The 18,436-nt window shown below is 64.7% G+C and carries 13 protein-coding genes and 1 pseudogene; 11 read left to right on the top strand and 3 right to left on the bottom strand.

What is annotated here, in order from left to right; all coding sequences use genetic code 11:
• The first annotated feature begins 605 nt into the window (after positions 1-605).
• From BM355_RS10150 to BM355_RS10120, 7 genes are read left to right on the top strand one after another with little or no spacing between them, the layout of a single operon-like run.
• Positions 606-1,334, top strand: a complete 729-nt coding sequence (locus BM355_RS10150; RefSeq protein ID WP_091698046.1) for an acylneuraminate cytidylyltransferase family protein — start codon at positions 606-608, stop codon at positions 1,332-1,334.
• Between the two features lie 4 nt (positions 1,335-1,338).
• The gene (locus tag BM355_RS10145) at positions 1,339-3,582 is read left to right on the top strand and encodes an N-acetylneuraminate synthase family protein (protein ID WP_091698043.1); all 2,244 of its coding nucleotides are present in this window, start codon (positions 1,339-1,341) and stop codon (positions 3,580-3,582) included.
• The gene (locus BM355_RS10140) at positions 3,579-4,682 is read left to right on the top strand and encodes a glycosyltransferase family 4 protein (RefSeq protein WP_245760734.1); all 1,104 of its coding nucleotides are present in this window, start codon (positions 3,579-3,581) and stop codon (positions 4,680-4,682) included. The genes BM355_RS10145 and BM355_RS10140 overlap by 4 nt, the downstream gene beginning before the upstream one ends.
• Entirely contained in the window at positions 4,679-5,908 is a 1,230-nt protein-coding gene (locus BM355_RS10135) for a hypothetical protein (protein WP_091698036.1), read from the top strand. Before BM355_RS10140 ends, BM355_RS10135 begins: the two co-directional genes overlap by 4 nt.
• Entirely contained in the window at positions 5,905-7,002 is a 1,098-nt protein-coding gene (locus BM355_RS10130) for a glycosyltransferase family 4 protein (protein WP_091698034.1), read from the top strand. Before BM355_RS10135 ends, BM355_RS10130 begins: the two co-directional genes overlap by 4 nt.
• Positions 6,999-7,991: a glycosyltransferase family 2 protein gene (locus BM355_RS10125; protein WP_091698032.1), complete on the top strand. Its 993-nt coding sequence runs from the start codon at positions 6,999-7,001 to the stop codon at positions 7,989-7,991. Before BM355_RS10130 ends, BM355_RS10125 begins: the two co-directional genes overlap by 4 nt.
• Positions 7,991-9,103 carry a glycosyltransferase gene (locus BM355_RS10120; RefSeq protein ID WP_091698029.1) on the top strand — a complete coding sequence of 371 codons (1,113 nt, stop codon included), beginning with the start codon at positions 7,991-7,993 and terminating at the stop codon, positions 9,101-9,103. The genes BM355_RS10125 and BM355_RS10120 overlap by 1 nt, the downstream gene beginning before the upstream one ends.
• A 23-nt stretch (positions 9,104-9,126) precedes the next feature.
• Here the strand turns inward: BM355_RS10120 and rfbA are convergent, their stop codons facing one another.
• Entirely contained in the window at positions 9,127-9,990 is an 864-nt protein-coding gene (rfbA, locus tag BM355_RS10115; protein ID WP_091698026.1) for a glucose-1-phosphate thymidylyltransferase RfbA, read from the bottom strand.
• Positions 9,991-10,028: 38 nt separating this feature from the next.
• Between rfbA and rfbB the strand changes: the two genes are divergently transcribed.
• The 3 genes from rfbB to BM355_RS14145 all read left to right on the top strand — a co-directional run bounded on the left by rfbB (position 10,029) and on the right by BM355_RS14145 (position 13,395).
• On the top strand, positions 10,029-11,024 hold the full coding sequence (rfbB, locus tag BM355_RS10110) for a dTDP-glucose 4,6-dehydratase (protein ID WP_091698023.1): 996 nt from the start codon (positions 10,029-10,031) through the stop codon (positions 11,022-11,024).
• 15 nt (positions 11,025-11,039) lie between these two features.
• Complete coding sequence (locus BM355_RS10105) at positions 11,040-12,473, top strand: sugar nucleotide-binding protein (protein WP_091698020.1); 1,434 nt, start codon at positions 11,040-11,042, stop codon at positions 12,471-12,473.
• A 181-nt stretch (positions 12,474-12,654) separates the two neighbouring features.
• On the top strand, positions 12,655-13,395 hold the full coding sequence (locus tag BM355_RS14145; RefSeq protein ID WP_143109473.1) for a hypothetical protein: 741 nt from the start codon (positions 12,655-12,657) through the stop codon (positions 13,393-13,395).
• A gap of 77 nt (positions 13,396-13,472) precedes the next feature.
• Here the strand turns inward: BM355_RS14145 and BM355_RS10100 are convergent, their stop codons facing one another.
• Positions 13,473-14,903, bottom strand: a complete 1,431-nt coding sequence (locus tag BM355_RS10100; RefSeq protein WP_091698017.1) for a tyrosine-protein kinase domain-containing protein — start codon at positions 14,901-14,903, stop codon at positions 13,473-13,475.
• Between the two features lie 178 nt (positions 14,904-15,081).
• On the opposite strand from BM355_RS10100, the gene BM355_RS10095 reads away from it, so the two are divergent.
• On the top strand, positions 15,082-16,284 hold the full coding sequence (locus BM355_RS10095; protein ID WP_143109472.1) for an O-antigen ligase family protein: 1,203 nt from the start codon (positions 15,082-15,084) through the stop codon (positions 16,282-16,284).
• A 954-nt stretch (positions 16,285-17,238) separates the two neighbouring features.
• Here the strand turns inward: BM355_RS10095 and BM355_RS10090 are convergent.
• Positions 17,239-18,405, bottom strand: a pseudogene (locus tag BM355_RS10090) (IS256 family transposase); the annotation flags it as partial.
• Positions 18,406-18,436 lie beyond the last annotated feature (31 nt).

Raw genomic sequence — 18,436 nt, 5'->3', positions numbered from 1 at the left:
CCGTTGCCCGCTGACTGTGAACTGATGGCGTACACCGACCAGGACGCGGCATGGTGGACGACTGGCCGCCCGGACGTCCAGACGAGAACTGTGGGCCTCCAGATCCTCTGGAACGCCGTCGACAGGACATCCAGTGAGCCAGAGACGGTGAGTCCGCATGATGCCCCGGGTGTCTTCCTGGGACAGTTGCATGGAGCTGAACTCTCTCGAGGCGACTTCGCCCGTGCCGCCCTGGAGTACTGCCGGGCCACTGGGGCCGTCTACCGTCCCCATCCTGCGGAGACCGATCGGTTGTCTCGCATGATGCACGCATGGTGGGAGAAGCGGGGGGTACGGATAGACCGATCTGGCCGACCCCTGAAGCAGACGCGAGGCCCGGTGGCAGCGGTGTTCTCCACCGGTGTGCTGGAGGCCGCATATGCAGGGCGAGACGCCTGGGCGGTGCACCGTGATCCTCCTGCCTGGCTGGAAGGATTCTGGGACCGATACGGCCTGTCCCGGTGGACACCACACGAGCCGGCGCCCGCTCCGACCAGGCCACCAGAGCTGCCCGCGACTGCACCAGCGCGTTCCATTGCCGACCACCTCTTCGGAACGGAGACTCCGTGAGCATCCTCTGCATCATTCCCGTCCGCGGCGGCTCCAAGGGAGTGCCGGGCAAGAACATCAGAGATCTCGGTGGCAAACCCCTGGTGGCGTGGACCATCGAGTCGGCCCTGAATGCGCAGGAGGACCTGCACGTGATGGTCTCCACCGACTCAGAGGAGATCGCCCAGGTGTCCCGCGAGCACGGCGCGGACGTGCCGTTCCTGAGGCCCGCAGAGCTCGCCCTGGACACCACCGCCACCGAACCCGTCGTCGAGCACGCGTTGGAGCATTTCCGCACGCACCATGGAGAGCCGGAGGGCGTCATGCTGCTCCAGGCGACCAGCCCACTGCGGCTGCCGGACACCCTGGATCGGGCCGTGCGGCAGTTCCGTGAGACCGGCGTGGATTCGCTGGTTGGCGTGGTCCCCACTCCACCGTTCATCTGGCAGCACGGCGACTCTGAGAACGCCGCGCCTCGGGCCTCCTATGACGTTGACCACCGCAAGCGCCGTCAGGACATGACGCGCTCGGACCTCCGGTACCGAGAGAACGGGTCTCTGTACCTGACCAGGCCCGATGTCTACGATCGTCACCACAACCGTCTCGGGGGAGCGATCGGACTGTTCATTCTCCATGAACTGGAGGGCGTGGACATCGACACCGAACTGGACTTCCAACTCGCTGAGCTGCAGATGGAGAAACACCGGGCTGCGTCAGCATCCATCCCCCACCGGCAGAAGGACTGATTCCATGATCATCGAACGGCACCTGTCGCCCTACCTCGTCTTCGCGGACGATTCCGTGCTCGTCGCGCTGCGCAAGATGACCGAGAACCGTGAGCGCATCGTCTTCTGCGTGGACAGCAACGGTCTGCTCAAGGGATCGCTGTCCGACGGCGACTTCCGGCGGTGGATCGTGGCGAACCCCGACGCTGACCTGGAGGTCGCCTCGGCGCAGGTCGCCAACACCTCGGTGGCCTCGGCGCCGTTGGGATCCACCACCGAGGAGATCCTTGAGCTGCTCCCCGCAGGCGCCTCGCACCTGCCGCTGCTGGATGATCGGGGCCGCCTGACGGCACTGGCCATCAACCGTGCCTCTGAACTGAGGATCGGCGACCACCGGATCGGTGAGAATCAGCCTTCCTTCATCATTGCCGAGATCGGCAACAACCATCAGGGTGACCTCGAACTGGGCCGTCGGCTCGTGGATGCCGCTGCCGATGCCGGTGCTGACTGCGTGAAGTTCCAGCTGCGGGACATGGACGCCCTCTACCGCCAGTCCGGATCGGCCAGCGGCGGCGAGGACCTGGGCGCCCAGTACACCCTGGACCTGCTGGCCAAGTACTCCCTGCCGGCTCAGGAGCTGTTCCAACTCTTCGACCATGCCCGGGACCGCGGCATCGAGGTCATGTGCACTCCGTGGGACCTTCCCTCTGTCCAGGCCCTGGTGGACTACGGGATCCCCGCATTCAAGATCGCCTCGGCTGACCTGACCAACCATGACCTGCTGCGGGAGGCCGGCCGGCACGGCCGTCCCCTGATCCTCTCCACCGGCATGAGCCGGGAGGAGGAGATCCGGGAGACCGCCGAACTGGTGCGCTCTCTGGGCGTCCCCTTCGCCATGCTGCACTGCCAGTCCACCTATCCGGCGCCGTTCAAGGACGTGAACCTGGCCTACATGGACCGCTTGGAGGAGATCGCTCAGGCTCCCGTGGGGTACTCCGGTCACGAGCGTGGGATCCACGTCCCGGTCGCCGCCGTGGCCCGTGGTGCCCGGATCATCGAGAAGCACCTGACCGTGGACCGTTCCCTGGAGGGCAATGACCACAAGGTCTCGCTGCTGCCGGATGAGTTCGCGGCCATGGTGCAGCAGATCCGCGAGGTGGAGGAGTCCTTGGGCACCTCGGCGGAGCGGGTGGTCTCCACCGGTGAGGCGATGAACCGGATCAACCTGGCCAAGTCCTTGGTGGCGGCCGGCCCGCTGGAGATCGGTGCGGTGATCAGTGAGTCTGATGTGGCCGTGAAGAGCCCGGGCCGTGGCCTGCAGCCCAACGCCCTGCCCCAGCTGGTGGGTCGCACCGTCCGCCGGGCGATGGCTGAGGGCGACTTCTTCTTCGAGGGCGACCTCAAGGAGACCGTTCCCACGGGACGGCAGTTCCAGTTCAACCGGCCCTGGGGCCTGCCCGTGCGCTACCACGACGTCGAGGCACTGACGAAGGACTGCACTCCGGACTTCCTGGAGTTCCACTTCTCCTACAAGGACCTGGAGATCGACGTCGACTCGGTCTTCTCCCAGCCGCTGCCCATGGGGTTCACCACCCACCTGCCGGACCTGTTCGCCGGTGACTTCCTGGTGGACCTGGCCTCCCAGGACCAGGAGCACTGGGAGCGGTCCATCGCCGAGGTCCAGCGCACCATCGACATCACCCGCCAGCTGACCAGGTGGTTCCCCTCCGAGCAGGAGCCGATCATGGTGGTCACCATGGGCGGCTTCACCACGGACCGTCACATCTCCCCGGAAGAGCGCACGCCGAAGTACGAGCGCATCGCCGAGGCCCTGAAGCGCCTGGACTCCAGCGGAGTGCGGATCGCCGCGCAGACCCTGCCCCCGTTCCCCTGGCTGATGGGCGGTCAGCAGTACCACAACCTGTTCCTGGACCCCCGGGACACCGCAGAGTTCGCCCGCTCCACCGGCACCGATCTCTGCTTGGACATCTCCCACACCAAACTGGCCGCCACCTTCCTGAACATCCCGTTCTCGGAGACCGTGGAGCTGCTGGCACCCCACACCATCCACCTGCACCTGGTGGACGCCACCGGCGTGGACGGTGAGGGCGTGCAGGTCGGCGAGGGAGACGTGGACTGGCCGGCCCTGGCCGAACAGCTGGACCGTCTGGTCCCCGGAGCACCGTTCATCCCGGAGATCTGGCAGGGGCACATCAACAACGGAGAGGGCTTCTGGACTGCACTGGATCGGCTCGAGCAGTGGCTGTGACCCCTCCACCCCTGGCCCTGTGGGTCATCCCCGTCGGCGACTTCGGCGGGGTGGCTCGACACGTGGTGGACACGGCACGCGCGGGAATCCCCGGGCACCGTCTGGTCGTCCTGTGCCCGGAGGGCCCCCTGGCCGAGCGTCTGCGTCAGATCGGTGCTCCGGTCCTCACCGGAGCCTTCGGTCCCGACGCCGGCCCGGTCGCCTCCGCGCGCACGCTCCGCAGGGCGGTGCGCACTTTGCGTCCGGCGGTGGTGCACACCCATCTGGCCTACGCGGACATCATCGCCGCCGGGGTGCTGGCAGCCGACCGCTCGGTCACCCTGATCTCCACGGAGCACGGCATCGCCGCCGACGCCTCGGTCTATCACCGCAGTCCGGTGAAGGCGAAGATGACGGCCGCCGTCCACCACGCTCGCCTGCGCCGTGCGGACGAGGTCATCGCCGTCTCGAACTCCACCCGCGAGGTCATGTCACGGAGGTGGGCTCCGTCCTGCCCGGTGACCGTCATCCCCAACGGCGTGGACATCGAGGCCGTCCGGGACGTCGTCGGGGCGCCTGAGCGCCGTGCGCTGGGGGAGGGCCTTCGGCTGCTGAGCCTGTCTCGTCTCTCCCCGGAGAAGCGGATCGATGCACTGCTGCGCACCATGCCCGCTCTGCTGGACCGCGACGCGCGCGCCACGCTCACTGTCGCCGGGACGGGTCCTGAGGCGCAGGCGCTGAAGGATCTGGCCTCAGATCTCGGGGTGGCAGACTCCGTCCGCTTCCCGGGGTTCGTGGATCCGTGGGAGGCCATGCGTGACCATGACGTCGTCGTGCAGCTCTCAGCCTGGGAGAACCTGAGCTACACCCTGCTGGACGCTGTGGCGGCCGGTCTCGATGTGGTGGCCACGGACGTGGGGGGCAACCGTGAGATCGTCGGCCCCCAGTCGCTGGTGACCGACCCGACGCCCCCGTCCATCCTGGAGCGCCTCACCACGCTGAGAGAGGCTGCGGGAGAGAGCGCGGACGCGCAGCTGACCACGGTGGAGCAGATGACTCGAGGCATCGCCGAGGTCTACCGGCGGCATCTGTCCACTGCAGGAACAGGACAGACCCCATGACGACGGCCATCACCCGGCTACGCGCAGCTGCTCGCACGCGAGATCAACATCGCCAGTCCGTGTTCGCCCACTTCAAGGTCGAACAGCCGATCAGCTGGCTGCAGGTCCTGTTGGGAGCGTTCCTGATCGCTGATGGAGTGGCCCTTCCGGGTACTCCAATGAATCTCCCGTTGCCTGAGATCATCATGATCGGGCTGATTGCCCTCTCGCTCGTGGGCCAGTCACGATATCGGCAGGCTCCTTTCGCGTATCTCGTACCGCTCGCTGTGGTGGCGGTGGGGTCCATGGTGATCGCATCGGAGATGCCTGATGTGGACTGGACTCGCCGGGTCACCCGTATCGTCCTGCTGATTCTCTTCGTCACCTGTCTTGCCTGGGGGCGGCTCGGTGCAAGATCCGTCGTGATGGGTATGGCAGGTGGTCTGGCCGTCAATGCAGGACTCTTCTACCTGGGGATAGCGCCGGATACCTATGGTGGCGTTCTGACAGGTTTCACTGGGGACAAGAACGTCGCCGGGTTGATGCACGCCATCATTCCGCTCCTGGTGGTCCCTTTCCTCAAACGCCAGTGGATGGTGCCGACGGTATTGCTGCTGGGGTTCGGTCTTCTTTCTCTGACGGGCTCACGAACCAGTCTCACGGCATTCGGTTTGGCCGTGTTGTGGATGGTTCTCACTCCGCGCCGAGGTCCAGTGATTCGGGGTGCGGTGTTGGGCCTGTACTTCTGGGTCTTCACCTGGCTGGAGGACAATTTCGCGCGTTCGTTGATCTTCGAAGATCGAGACGGAACGGACCACCTGCGCGCTCGAATCGACGAGGCCGCCCGTGTGAAAACCGACGAAGCGTTGCCATGGGGACTTGGTGCCAGTGAATCGACAGTTCTGCTTCAAGGCGAGCAGCAGTTCTTCTATCACGACTCGTATCGGGCACTGGCGACAGAAGGCGGTTGGATCCTGGTCATTGCCATTGTCGCCATCTACGTCATGATCGCCTTTCGACCCTTCAGTCGTCTGCCCCGAACGCCAGCGATCATCGCCTGCGAATCTGCAACCGTTGCGATCTTGTTCTGTGCGCTCAAACTCGGTGAAGTATTCATCACCATCGTCGGTGCGCTTGCTCTGGGAACCACATTGGTTGTGCGGTCGATGGAGAAGCGTCGCCTCGAACAGATTCAAGGGCTGATGAGTCTAGGAACCAATGAACAGCGTCTGGACAGGGTGCCATGACACGGCACACTGCCAACCATGATTCCGTGATCCACCTGATCGCCAACCAGGGAGCCGTGGGCGGGGGAGAGGTCATGCTCCACCACATCGCAGCTGCGCTGCGTGCGGAAGGCCAGGACGTATCCGTCGTGGCCCCCGCGTCCCCCTCTGAGGTGGCCGACCGGTTGGAATCGGACGGCTTCTCCGTGACCCGGATACCCGGTGAGGACCGCAAGGCCTATGCCCTGGGACTCCGACGGTGGGCCCTGCGGCGTCCGCCCGGTCTGGTGTGGTGCAACGGCCTCCTCCCGGCAGCGGCACTGACTGCTGTGCGTCATAGGATCGTCCACCTCCACCAGGAGCCGCAGTCCGCCCTTCAGCGGGTGGCCACAGCCCTGGCGCGTGCCGGTGCACGGATGACTCTCGTGCCGTCGCCGTTCATGGCCACGCGCATTCGCGGTGCTCGTGTCCTGGACAACTGGGTCGGGGGACCGGCCGGTGCTTCATCGGACGGTTCACCAGAGCATCTCCGAGAGCCGGACACCGGGCTGACCCTCGGATTCATCGGTCGCCTGTCCAAGGACAAGGGCATCCATGTCCTGCTGGACGCGCTCTCCCTGCTGGAATCTCAGGACCCCGGCAGGTACACCGTGCGTGTGGCAGGGGAGCCACGATTCGTCGAGGACGAGGAAGCCGCTCGGATCGGCCGTGCGCTGGACGAGGCCGGCGACACCGTGACACTGCTGGGATGGCAGGAGACCTATGCCTTCCTCTCCTCCATCGACGTGCTGGTCTGCCCGTCGACATGGCAGGAGCCTTTCGGGCTGGTGGCCGCCGAGGCGATGGCCGCCGGCGTGCCGGTGATCGTCACGCGCGCTGGGGCACTGCCCGAGGTCGTTGGCACTGACCATCCGCTGATCGCGGAGCCGGGGGACGCACAGGACCTGGCACGCGTGATCCGGACGGTGGAGGACCTGGACCTCACAGACCTGGTGGAACGTCAGCACGCGCGGTGGCAGCAGAAGTGGTCGCCAGAGGCAGGCCGAGTTCGTATCAAGTCTTTGCTAGCGCAGTTGGGTTTATCTTTTTCCCAAACAGGAAGTGACTGTCAATGAGCACGAAGAACTTTCTCCAGGTCGATCCTGAGGCTGAACCCACCCGCCTAGGAACTTCGGTCATTGTCCCTTCTCGTGGTGGGGCTTTCCGATTACCTGTCCTCCTGAATGCCCTCTCTCAGCAGAATGACCAAGACTTCGAGGTCATCGTCGTAGTCGACGGCGATATCGATGGAAGCGCTGAACTCCTGGCCGGACAGGAGATGCGGTCTTTGGTTCCCTCACTCCGAGTGATCGATTTTGGTGAGAACCGAGGTCGCTCCGCGGCCCTCAATGCCGGCCACGATGCAGCCCAAGGACGTGTGCTGATTCGATGCGATGACGATCTCGAACCGGCACGTGACTTCATCGCTTTGCACCGAGCCGCGCATGCTGACGGTCCGGCGGGCGCAATTGGACTCTACAGAAACGTCCTCCCGAATACTCCGTATGCTCACGCTTACGGGCGCGACGCGGATCGTCTACACAGTGCGTCTGCATTGGCATCACCGGTGGATATTCAGTGGCGCTACTGGGCCGGCAACGTCTCCGTCACTCGCGACACCTGGGAGCTGATCGGGCCTTATGACGAGGGCTACCGCCGTTACGGTTGGGAGGACGTGGACTACGGATACCGGCTCCACCGCGCTGGCATCCCGGTGCGAATCCACCCGGAGCTGACTACCGACCACCACGTCGCTGCCACCACCACGGCCATCCGTGCCCGTCGCGCCCTGCATTCCGGAGCCGCACGCGAACGGTTCCTGCAGAAGTTTCCCGAGGCTCGACCGCTGATGGAGGGCACGCCTGGTCGAGGCCCCTGGAATCTGGCCGTCCGAGGTCTGGCTGCAGTCTCCGGTGAGAACACGTACCAACGCTACGGAGCTGTCGTCGACCGTCTGGCCAAGGTCCTGCCCACATCCGTAGCGCGCAAGGCCATCGCGCTAGGAGTGGAAGCCGCGGGGCGGACCGGCATCCAGCACCCCGAGCGCATCCAGGGAAGATTCTGATGACCGAGCCGGAGATCGTCATCGCCCACGACTACCTCACGCAGCGTGGGGGAGCCGAGCGCGTGGTGCTGGCCCTGCACCGGATGTACCCGGACGCGCCGATCTACACCACCCTGCACGACCCGGACGGCACGTTCCCGGAGTTCCGGGACGCCACCGTCATCACCACCCCGCTCAACCGCATCGCCGCCTTCCGCAAGGACCACCGCAAGGCGCTCCCGCTGCTGCCCGTGGCCTCCTCCCTGCTGCAGGTCCCGGGGAAGATCGCTGTGGTCTCCTCCTCCGGCTGGGCGCATGGCTTCCGCTTCTCCGGGCGGACCCTCGTCTACTGCCACACCCCGGCGCGGTGGGTGTACCTGACCGAGCAGTACCTGGGCGGGCCGTGGTGGAGGTCCCCCAAGGGAATCATCGTCACCGCCATGAAGCCCTTCCTGCGCCGCTGGGACCACCGAGCGGCCCAGCGCCGTGAGCGGTACCTGGGCAACTCCACTGTGGTGGGGGAGCGCATCCGGTCGGTCTACGGGATGGACGAGGTCGACGTGGTGTTCCCGCCGCACTCGGTGGACACCTCTGGAGAGCGAGAACCGATCCGTGGACTGGACCATCTGGCCGACAGCCAGGGGTACCTGCTGGTGGTCTCCCGGCTGATGCCCTACAAGAACGTGGACCAGGTCATCCGCGCCGCCGAGCAGACCGGTCACCGACTGCTCGTGGTGGGACGCGGTCCGGAGCAGCAGCGGCTGGAGGCCATGGCCGGCCCGAACGTGCACTTCGCCCGTGACCTCTCCGAGGCCCAGCTGCGGTGGGCGTATGCGAACGCCACTGCGTTGGTGGCCGCCAGCTTCGAAGACTTCGGGATCACGCCCCTGGAGGCGTCCTCCTGGGGTCTGCCCACCATCGCCCTGCGCGCCGGAGGGTATCTGGACAGCATCCAGGAGGGCGTGAATGGGGTCTTCATCGACGCGCACGACGCCGGCTCAGTCGCCGATGGCATTCAGCGCGCCATGGCACGCAGCTGGGACAGCGAGGCCATCCGGGCTCACGCTGATCAGTTCGCCGAGCACCGCTTCGCTGAGCAGATCCACCGCGAGGTGGAGCAGCTGCGTGGCTGATCACCCGCGGTCTGGTCGTCAGCTCAGCGCTGCAACAGGTCGAGGAGGTACTGGCCGTAGCCGCTCTTGACGAGAGGCTCGGCGCGTTCGCGCAGCTGGTCGTCGGTGAGGAATCCTTGGCGCCAGGCGATCTCCTCCGGTGCGCCGACCTTCAGGCCCTGGCGGTTCTCCACGGTGCGGATGAAGTTGGAGGCGTCGTTGAGGTCGGTGAAGGTGCCGGTGTCCAGCCAGGCGGTGCCGCGGGGGAACACTTCCACGTTCAGGGTCCCGGCTTGAAGGTAGGTGCGGTTGACGTCGGTGATCTCCAGCTCTCCGCGGGCTGAGGGCTTCAGGTTCCGGGCGATCTCGATGACGTCGTTGTCGTAGAAGTACAGGCCTGGCACGGCGTAGTTGCTCCGTGGCTGGGCTGGCTTCTCCTCCAGGCTGATGGCCTTGCCGGCATCATTGAACTCGACCACGCCGTAGGCAGTGGGGTCGGCCACCCAGTAGCCGAAGACGGTGGCGCCGTTCACGTCAGTGTGGCGGGTGAGCTGGGTGCCCATGCCGGGGCCGTAGAAGATGTTGTCACCGAGCACCAGGGCGACCTTGTCCGTGCCGATGTGCTCGGCGCCGAGGGTGAAGGCCTGGGCCAGGCCATCTGGGGAGGGCTGCTGGAGGTAGCTCAGGTCGACTCCGAACCTGGAGCCGTCGCCGAGCAGACGCTGGAACTGCTCGGCGTCATGCGGGGTGGTGATGATCAGGATCTCACGGATCCCGGCCAGCAGCAGTGTGGAGAGAGGGTAGTAGATCATCGGCTTGTCATAGACCGGGACCAGCTGCTTGGAGATGCCCCAGGTGATCGGATGCAGACGCGAACCGGTGCCCCCGGCCAGGATGATGCCCTTCATGAGGTTCAGCCTAGTCGTATGCGGTTTAGGCTGGAGAGGTGAAAGATCTTCTGGTCACCGGCGGAGCCGGTTTCATCGGGTCCAACTTCGTCCATCACGTGCTGCGCCAGACCCAGCACCGGGTGACGGTGCTGGACAAGCTCACCTATGCCGGGAACCGTGCCTCTCTGGCGGGACTGGACCAGTCCCGGCTGCGCTTCGTCCAGGGTGACATCTGTGATGCGCCCCTGGTCGATGAGCTCGTATCCGAGGCGGATGCCGTGGTGCACTACGCTGCTGAGTCCCATAACGACAACTCCCTGAATGACCCCTCCCCGTTCATCCAGACCAACATCGTGGGCACCTACACGCTGTTGGAGGCGGTGCGGGCCCACGGGGTGAGGTTCCATCACGTCTCCACCGATGAGGTGTACGGGGATCTGGAGCTGGATGATCCGGCCAGGTTCACCCCCACCACCGCATACAACCCCTCCAGCCCGTACTCGGCCTCCAAGGCCGGTTCGGATCATCTGGTGCGGGCCTGGGTGCGCTCCTTCGGGGTGGCGGCCACCGTGTCCAACTGCTCCAACAACTACGGACCCTTCCAGCATGTGGAGAAGTTCATCCCCCGGCAGATCACCAATGTGATCGACGGGGTCCGTCCCAAGCTCTACGGAGCGGGACTGAACGTGCGGGACTGGATCCATGCTGAGGACCATTCCTCGGCGGTGCTGGCGATCCTGGAATCCGGTCAGATCGGGCGGACCTATCTGATCGGTGCAGACGGGGAGAAGGACAACAAGTCCGTCGTCGAGCTGATCCTGGAACTGATGGGCCAGCCCACCGATGCCTACGACCATGTCAACGACCGTTCAGGGCACGATCTGCGCTACGCGATCGACCCGGCCGCGATGACCGAGCTGGGATGGACCCCCAAGTACACCTCCTTCCGGGACGGCCTGGCCGCGACCATCGCCTGGTACCAGGAGAACCAGGACTGGTGGCGACCCCAGAAGCAGGCCACAGAAGCCAAGTACGCCCGCACCGGACAGTAAGGGATCGCCCAGACCATGGCTGCTGCAGAACTGACCATCACCACCACGCAGATCCCGGGACTGCTGCTGGTCCAGCTGCCGGTGCACGGGGATGCCCGGGGCTGGTTCAAGGAGAACTGGCAGCGGGAGAAGATGGTGGCCGCCGGGCTGCCGGACTTCGGGCCCGTGCAGAACAACATCTCCTTCAACGCCTCGGTGGGAACCACCCGGGGGATCCACGCCGAACCCTGGGACAAGTACGTCTCCGTGGCCACCGGAAAGATCTTCGGAGCCTGGGTGGACCTGCGCGCCGGAGAGAACTTCGGCACCGTCTTCACCACCGAGATCACCCCGGGCCAGGCCGTGTTCGTCCCCCGGGGGGTGGGCAACTCCTTCCAGACCCTGGAGGAGAACACCGCCTACACCTACCTGGTCAATGACCACTGGTCTGCCGACGCTCAGCAGCTCTACACCTTCCTGAACCTGGCCGACCCCACGGTGGCCATCGACTGGCCGATTCCCCTGGACCAGGTGGTGCTCTCCGAGAAGGACCGCAACCACCCCTACCTGGACGCCGTCACCCCCATGGACCCGGCGCCGGTGATCATCCTGGGCGCCAACGGCCAGCTCGGACGAGCCCTCACCGCCCAGTGCGACAGCCAGCAGATCCCCTACCAGGCCTACGACCGCTCCACGTGGGACCTCGCCGAGCCCAGCGGCTGGCCCCTGAAGTCACTGCGCGGAGCGCGAGCGGTCATCAACGCCGCCGCACACACCCAGGTCGACGCCGCCCAGATCCCTGAAGGGCGGACCCTGGCCTGGGCAGTCAACTCCACTGGCGTGAGCGCGCTGGCCGCGGCCTGCCAGCACGCCGGCGTCCCGCTGGCCCACGTCTCCACCGACTACGTCTTCGACGGCACCCTGCCACTGGGCCAGGAGTACCCGGTCGAGGCAGCCGTGGCCCCGGTCAGTGTCTACGGGCAGTCCAAGGCCGCCGGAGAATCCGCCGTCCGTGCTCTGAGACGCCATTGGATCGTGCGCACCAGCTGGGTCATCGGCGAGGGCAACAACTTCGTGGCCACCATGGCCCGCCTGGCCGCCAACGGCGTGGACCCCACCGTCGTCGATGACCAACACGGCCGACTCACCTTCGCCAGCGACCTGGCCTCAGCCCTGCTGCAGATGGTCCTCGGCGACGCTCCCTCCGGCACATACCACTACACCAGCGATGGTCCCGTGGTCTCTTGGTACGAGATTGCCCGCTGGGTCTATGAGGACACCAGACACGACCCTGACCGGGTCAGCCCCATCAGTACAGCCGACTACACCCAGGACAAGCCGGGGCAGGCACCGCGCCCCTCGAACAGTGCGCTGGACATACACATGATCAAGGATCTGGGCATTTCTCCGGGAGATATGCGGGCTAATCTATCCGCATATTTGTCGGGCATTTCGCCTACTCTCAGGTAACGTTCAGCATTTGATGTTTGTCACATCGGTAGGGTACGTTGAACTTGGCGCGACGTTCACCTGGGCTTGCCCTTGTTCGTCTGCTCAGCTGGAGAATCGTCCTTCAGGCTGTCTTTTCAGGGGAGATCTCGGTGACATCCTCCACCGGGAGTCCAGTCGATCAGGAGACTCTGGGGTCAAAATGACAGAGAACAACAAGAAGACCATCTCGCGCCGTGCCGTTGCTGGCGGTATGGCTTGGACCGTGCCCGCGATTGCCTTTGCATCGGCTGCACCTGCTGCGACGGTGTCGCCGCTGTACACCGTGTCCACGGACAATGTCTGCAAGTACCCAGGCGAAAAGGTCAAAGGCGTCAAGCATGCCTACATGTTCCCGCTGACGCTCACCAACGTCGCCACTGAAGAAGTGTGTGTCCAAATCGTCTCGGGTATTGTCACCTTCGACAGCGGTCGAAAAGATGGTGATCCGGAGTGGTACTCTAAGCCCCCGCACAAGGGTGGTGTCCTTGCCCCAGACACCGTGTGCATTCCCGTGGGCGAATCTGAGACCTACTTCTATGTCGTCGATGACACGGGCAACAGCGCCAACGAGTCTGGTACTGCGGTTGGTACGTTCCTGGGAACCGGGGCCGAGACCGGACGAAAGGATGAAAAGACAGTCCGGGTCGCCTTCGACTCCACTCCGCCGAAGTGCGAGACTGTTTTGCCTGGCAGTGGTTCCACCGAATCCGATGCCCCTGCCGCTCAGGAGTCCACACCGGTGACTCCTGAAGCCGTGCCTGGCGCTGAGTCCAGCCAGGCGGCAGCTCCCGCCACCACTGAGACTGCCGCCCCGGCCTCAGCAGCAGAAACAACTGCCCCGGCCTCACCGACCGCCTCGCCTGAGGTCGCCGCAACCGAGACGCAGAGACAGCAGCCGTGATCTGTAGCTGAGAAGGCATATGGCGAAGGCCCGGGGAGATCTCCCCGGGCCTTTGCCATACCTACGTTGCGGTGTGATCAGTCGCGCGCGCGGCGGCCCGGACGCCGATTCTTCAGCAGCCGTGGACCACCGCGCGCCTGGCGTGACGCATCCAAGTAGGCATCGTACGCCTGATGGGTCGCGCCGTACCCCCCGCCGTAGTAATCGGACCCCACACCCTTCGCCGGAGTTCCGTTGAGGACGACGCCGATGACGTTCGCCTGCACCTTGCCCAGCATGTCACGTGCGACTTCGACATGTTCGCGCCGTGTCTTGGCGTGCTTCACCACGAGGACGGTGCCGTCCACCGAGGTAGCGAGCAGGGTGGAGTCCGTCACAGGCAGGACAGGAGGGGCATCGACGATCACGAGGTGGTCCCGAGAAACTTGTTCCAGAAGGGTTTTCATGCGCGCTGAACCAAGCAGCTCGGAAGGGTTAGGGGGTGTTCGCCCCGCAGGCAGGAGCTTCAGCCCGTCATCGCCGACTTCCAGTAACGCGTCCTCGAGACCCACCTGTCCCGCCAAGACCTCCGAGAGGCCGACACGTCCGTCGACATCGAACAGCGTGTGCTGTCGCGGACGACGAAGGTCGGCATCGATGATCATGACACGGTCTCCCGCTGCTGTCAGGGCCAACCCCAGCGACGAGACGACGGTCGACTTGCCTTCACCAGGATTGGCACTGGTGAACGAGATCGTGCGAGGCGGATTGTCGATACTGACGAACTTCAAGTTGGTCCGCAGTTGGCGCACCGCCTCCAGCGCTCGGGGCGAACCGTTTTCAATTCCCGCTGCGGTGCCGGTGAAGCTCTCGTCTTTGGGCAACGTGCCCAGCAGCCCCGCACCAGCCGACTTCTGCACGTCTGTGGTCGTTCGGATATTCACGTCGAGAAGGCGCCGCAGGAATGCCACGACCAGACCGGCCAACAGTCCGATGCCAGCTCCGTAGACCACATTGCGCAGAGTGTTGGGGGTTGAAGGCGCTGACGGGACCAGCGCATCCTCCAGTGCCTCCACCCGGACTACGGATCCACCCTCAAGTCGGTTGGCGACGGCAGCCGTGGCCTGGAGTGCTGAATTGGCCAGGTCTGCCGCCGCCTGGGGGTCGGTCGCGGTCGCCGCCACCGTGATGAGATTCGAGTTGGGCTCCACGCGCGCACTGAGCCTGCCCTGCTCAACAGGTTGACCGGTGACGTGGAGAATTTCCTCCTGCACAGCACGACTGTGGATCAGCGGAAGATAGGACTGTGCGCGTTCTTGGGCAAGATCACTGCCCGACAGCACCTGAGATGGGGCCCCAGTCTGACCATCTCCCTGGGCGTCGACCACCACGAAGCCGGTGGACTCGGAGGTGTAGAGCGGTTTCTGCGCCAGGGACAGGCCCCATCCTGCCAAAATGCCCACCAGGGTGGACACGGCAAGCAGTACGAGATTCGCCCGCAACAGCTTGACTAAATCCAGAACAGTCATCGAATTCCCCATTCTTTCGCCAGGACGGTCACTCCATATGTGACGGCGGTCCCCAGAGGCCACCCTACTGGGCAACCGGCGGCTCGCGAGGTCGACGCTCGGAGAAGCCGAGGGACTTCGAGTGTGACGGGAACTAGAGTGTGTCGTCAGAGGCGCTCAACCGGATTAAGGACCAGATGTGAACGAGGCAGATCAAGCACAACGCATGCGTGCTGTCGGCCTTGTCCCGGTGCTGACCCGTCGGGAGGCGCAGAAGGCTCATCCGCTCCTGGACACGTCCTCCAGTCGAATCCTCGACGTCTTGCTCGGTGCCCTGCTGGTCGTGGACGGCATCAGTGTGGGCGCCGGGGCCTTTCGTCTGCCCATTGCCGAGGCCGCAGGCCTTGCTCTTGTTCTGTTGGCAGGATTCCGACGTCCACGACGGTCCTTGGCCAACTTCGGGGTCCTGGCAGTCTTGGCCTTTGGCCTGCTGACGTTCCTTGCCGTGTCGTCGACTGTCAACGGCATTGACGATGAAGATTGGGTGAGGAGGATCTTCCGGATCGCGGTCCTCATGTGTCTGGCAGGGTCATTCGCCAGTGGGCGACTCGATCTGCGGGGTGCACTGCACGGAATGATCACAGCACTGGTCATCAACATCCCGTTGTTCTACGCCGGCCTGGCCCCGGACACCTATGGCGGTGTCCTGACGGGCATCCTAGGAGACAAGAACGTTGCGGGGTTGTACTACGCCGTGATTCCTGTCCTCTTGATCGCGACGACAACGAGTCGGCGCCATCAAGTGCTTCTCTTCGCCTTCGCCTTCGGGGGCACGGCCCTCACTGGTTCTCGAACCAGTTTGGCGGGTCTGGCCTGCGCCTTGATCTGGATGATCGTCTCACCTCGGCTGGGATTGACTGTCCGCTGGATTCTGGCTATCGGTCTCGGACTCGGTGTCTATTGGCTGTCTGAGTCACTGCCGCGTCTGGGTGGGTACTTTGATGACCGCTTGGGGAGCGATCTGCTGCGCGAGCGCATTCAAACAGCATCCTGGGAGAAGGCGGCAGAGGCACCCTGGTATGGGCGGGGGCTCGGCGAGGCACACGTCCACCTGGACGAGGCGACATGGTTCTTCCACAATTCGTTCTGGGGACTGTTGGCTGAAGGAGGCTGGCCATTTCTGGTCATCGTGCTGTCCGCCTACGTCGTCCTTGGCATGAGACCTTTCCGCCACGCTGTCCGGACTCCTTCACGAGTGGCCGTCGAAGCCTCGACACTCATCTTTCTCGTCTGTGCCTCGCAGCTGGGCGAGGTGTTCATCACCGTCACCGGTGCCCTGGTATTGGGGGCTGGCCTGCTCCTGACCTCTGCCGAAGGGGGCGGACGTGCAACGGCAGTTTGACACGGTGGAGAAGATTCGTCCCTTGACCGTGGCGTTCCTGAGCCCTTGGCGGCATGACGATCCCGCAGCCTGGTCGGGCATGATCCATCGACAGTTCCGATCACTCTCCGCTCTGCCGGGGTTGCGTCTCATTCCGTGGTCTTCCGCCGATGTCCGCCCTGCCCTCATCGATCGTTCTTTGGAACGTGCACTGGGTCCTCATCTCGGCGGGAACTACCGCGCACAGTTGGGAGTGTCCACTGCCAAGCGCCGTGCAGCGAGGGCGGACGCTCGTGTCAAGGCAGAGAAGCCAGACGTCGTGTTGGCTGCCGTGGCTTCCGTCGATGTGGCGCTCATGCAGTCACCCGCACCGGTGATCCACGTATCCGACGCGACGTTCGATCTCGTGCATGACTTCTACCCCGAGACGACGGGGCTTCACCCTCTGTCCACTGTTCAGGCTCGTGCAGTGGACAGACGCCTGGCCCGCACAGTGGCCGCTCATGTAGTCAGCACTTCCTGGGCAGCTGACGGGACTGTTGCCGCAGGAGCGAATCCCAGTGATGTTCATGTCATTCCATTCGGTCCGCGAATGGAGCCACGGGAATACGTTGCACGACCTCCTCGCAGTCACCGTCGCATTCTGCTTGTGGCGAGCAATTGGGAGCGCAAGGCCGGTGACGATGTCGTCGAAGCTGTCGCACGAGCTCGTCGCATCGCTCAGACACCGCCGGAACTGACCGTCGTGGGTACTCCTAACCGGTCATTGCCCGAGTGGGTGACGTGCCTCGGTCGGGTGCCGCCTGAGACGATGCCGCAGAGTTGAGTCCCGCATAGTGGTGCAACGCTCGGTGGCCCGATGCGTCGTCTCAGACGTGGACGCGGCCACCGTGTGATCCTTCGAGTCAACCTTCCACAGAATCCTCGAATGGAGTCATCACGATGACCGCTCCTCATATTCTCGACCCTGCCGGCCTGCTCGGCCAGCACCGCCCCGACCAGGCGCACTATCGCTGCCCGGTTGGGGAAGATGCCTACGGAGTCGGTGCGGCGGCGGATCTCTCGGTTGAGCCGTTCGGCCGGGTTGTTGGACCAGATCTGGGTCCAGACGTCCTTGGGGAACGTGGTGAAGGCCAGGATGTCCGCCCGCGCGGCGTCGAGATGCTCGGCCACGGCCGGCAACTTCTCGGTGACGTCATCGATGATCCGGTCGAATTGGGCGTTGACCGCTGTGGCGTCGGGCTGGTCGTACACGCTGTGCAGCATGGCCTTGACAGCCGGCCACATGTTCTTCGGGGTGGTGGCCATCAGGTTCGCCGCGTAGTGGGTGCGACAGCGCTGCCACACCGCCCCGGGCAGGTTCGCCGCGATCGCATCTTTCAACCCGGTGTGGGCGTCGGAGGTGACCAGGCGGACCCCGGCCAGGCCGCGGGCGACCAGATCGGCGAAGAACTCATTCCACGCCGCCCCGGTCTCACTGGTGGCCACCCGCAGGCCGAGGACCTCGCGGCGGCCATCGCCGTTGACCCCGGTGGCCAGCAAGACCACGGCGTTGACGACCCGGCCGCCCTCGCGGACTTTCATGGTCAGCGCATCGGCGGCAGTGAGAAGTGAACGGGCCGGCCTGGCCCAGGGGCCGGTGCCGGAAGGACTCGACCTGTTCGTCCAGTTCGGTGGCCATCCGGCTCACCTGGGATTTCGATAGGGCGTTGATGCCCAGGGTGTTGACCAGCTTGGGGGTACCGCCCGCTGCGATTATCGCGAAGCGTGCAGCGGGGGAGCCATCCGTCGGGTCGAGACCCCGGCCAGGTAGCAGTCCGCTACCACGGTGATCAGCGCCGACGCCGCTCTCTTCCTGCGTTCAATTAGCCAGTCCGGGAAGTACGTGCCCGATCTGAGCTTGGGGATGGCCACATCCAGGGTGCCAACTCGGGTGTCCAGGTCCCGGTGGCGATACCCGTTGCGCTGTGCCGTGCGGGAGGAGCTGGGCTTGCCCCATTCGGCGCCAATCACCGCATCGGCGACAGCGGAGAGCAGGGTGTTGATCATCGTCTGCAGCAGATGGCGCATCATGTCCGGCGACGCTTCGGACAGGGCTTCGCCGAGCAGGCCGGCAGGGTCGAGAATATGAGGAGCGGTCATCGTGATGACTCCATTCGAGGATTCTGTGAGA

Origin of the sequence: Micrococcus terreus (assembly GCF_900116905.1) — a bacterium.
Classification (GTDB): domain Bacteria; phylum Actinomycetota; class Actinomycetes; order Actinomycetales; family Micrococcaceae; genus Citricoccus; species Citricoccus terreus.
The sequence above is the reverse complement of the archived record's forward strand: the minus strand, read 5'-3'. Positions and strand labels throughout refer to the sequence as shown.

What these genes read in the sequence shown, in the direction of transcription:
- BM355_RS10100 (WP_091698017.1), bottom strand. Translation starts at nt 14,903, where the DNA reads ATGACTGTTCTGGATTTAGTCAAGCTGTTGCGGGCGAATCTCGTACTG.
- BM355_RS10135 (WP_091698036.1), top strand. Translation starts at nt 4,679, where the DNA reads ATGACGACGGCCATCACCCGGCTACGCGCAGCTGCTCGCACGCGAGAT.
- BM355_RS10120 (WP_091698029.1), top strand. Translation starts at nt 7,991, where the DNA reads ATGACCGAGCCGGAGATCGTCATCGCCCACGACTACCTCACGCAGCGT.
- BM355_RS10145 (WP_091698043.1), top strand. Translation starts at nt 1,339, where the DNA reads ATGATCATCGAACGGCACCTGTCGCCCTACCTCGTCTTCGCGGACGAT.
- rfbA (WP_091698026.1), bottom strand. Translation starts at nt 9,990, where the DNA reads ATGAAGGGCATCATCCTGGCCGGGGGCACCGGTTCGCGTCTGCATCCG.
- BM355_RS10105 (WP_091698020.1), top strand. Translation starts at nt 11,040, where the DNA reads ATGGCTGCTGCAGAACTGACCATCACCACCACGCAGATCCCGGGACTG.
- BM355_RS10125 (WP_091698032.1), top strand. Translation starts at nt 6,999, where the DNA reads ATGAGCACGAAGAACTTTCTCCAGGTCGATCCTGAGGCTGAACCCACC.
- BM355_RS14145 (WP_143109473.1), top strand. Translation starts at nt 12,655, where the DNA reads ATGACAGAGAACAACAAGAAGACCATCTCGCGCCGTGCCGTTGCTGGC.
- BM355_RS10130 (WP_091698034.1), top strand. Translation starts at nt 5,905, where the DNA reads ATGACACGGCACACTGCCAACCATGATTCCGTGATCCACCTGATCGCC.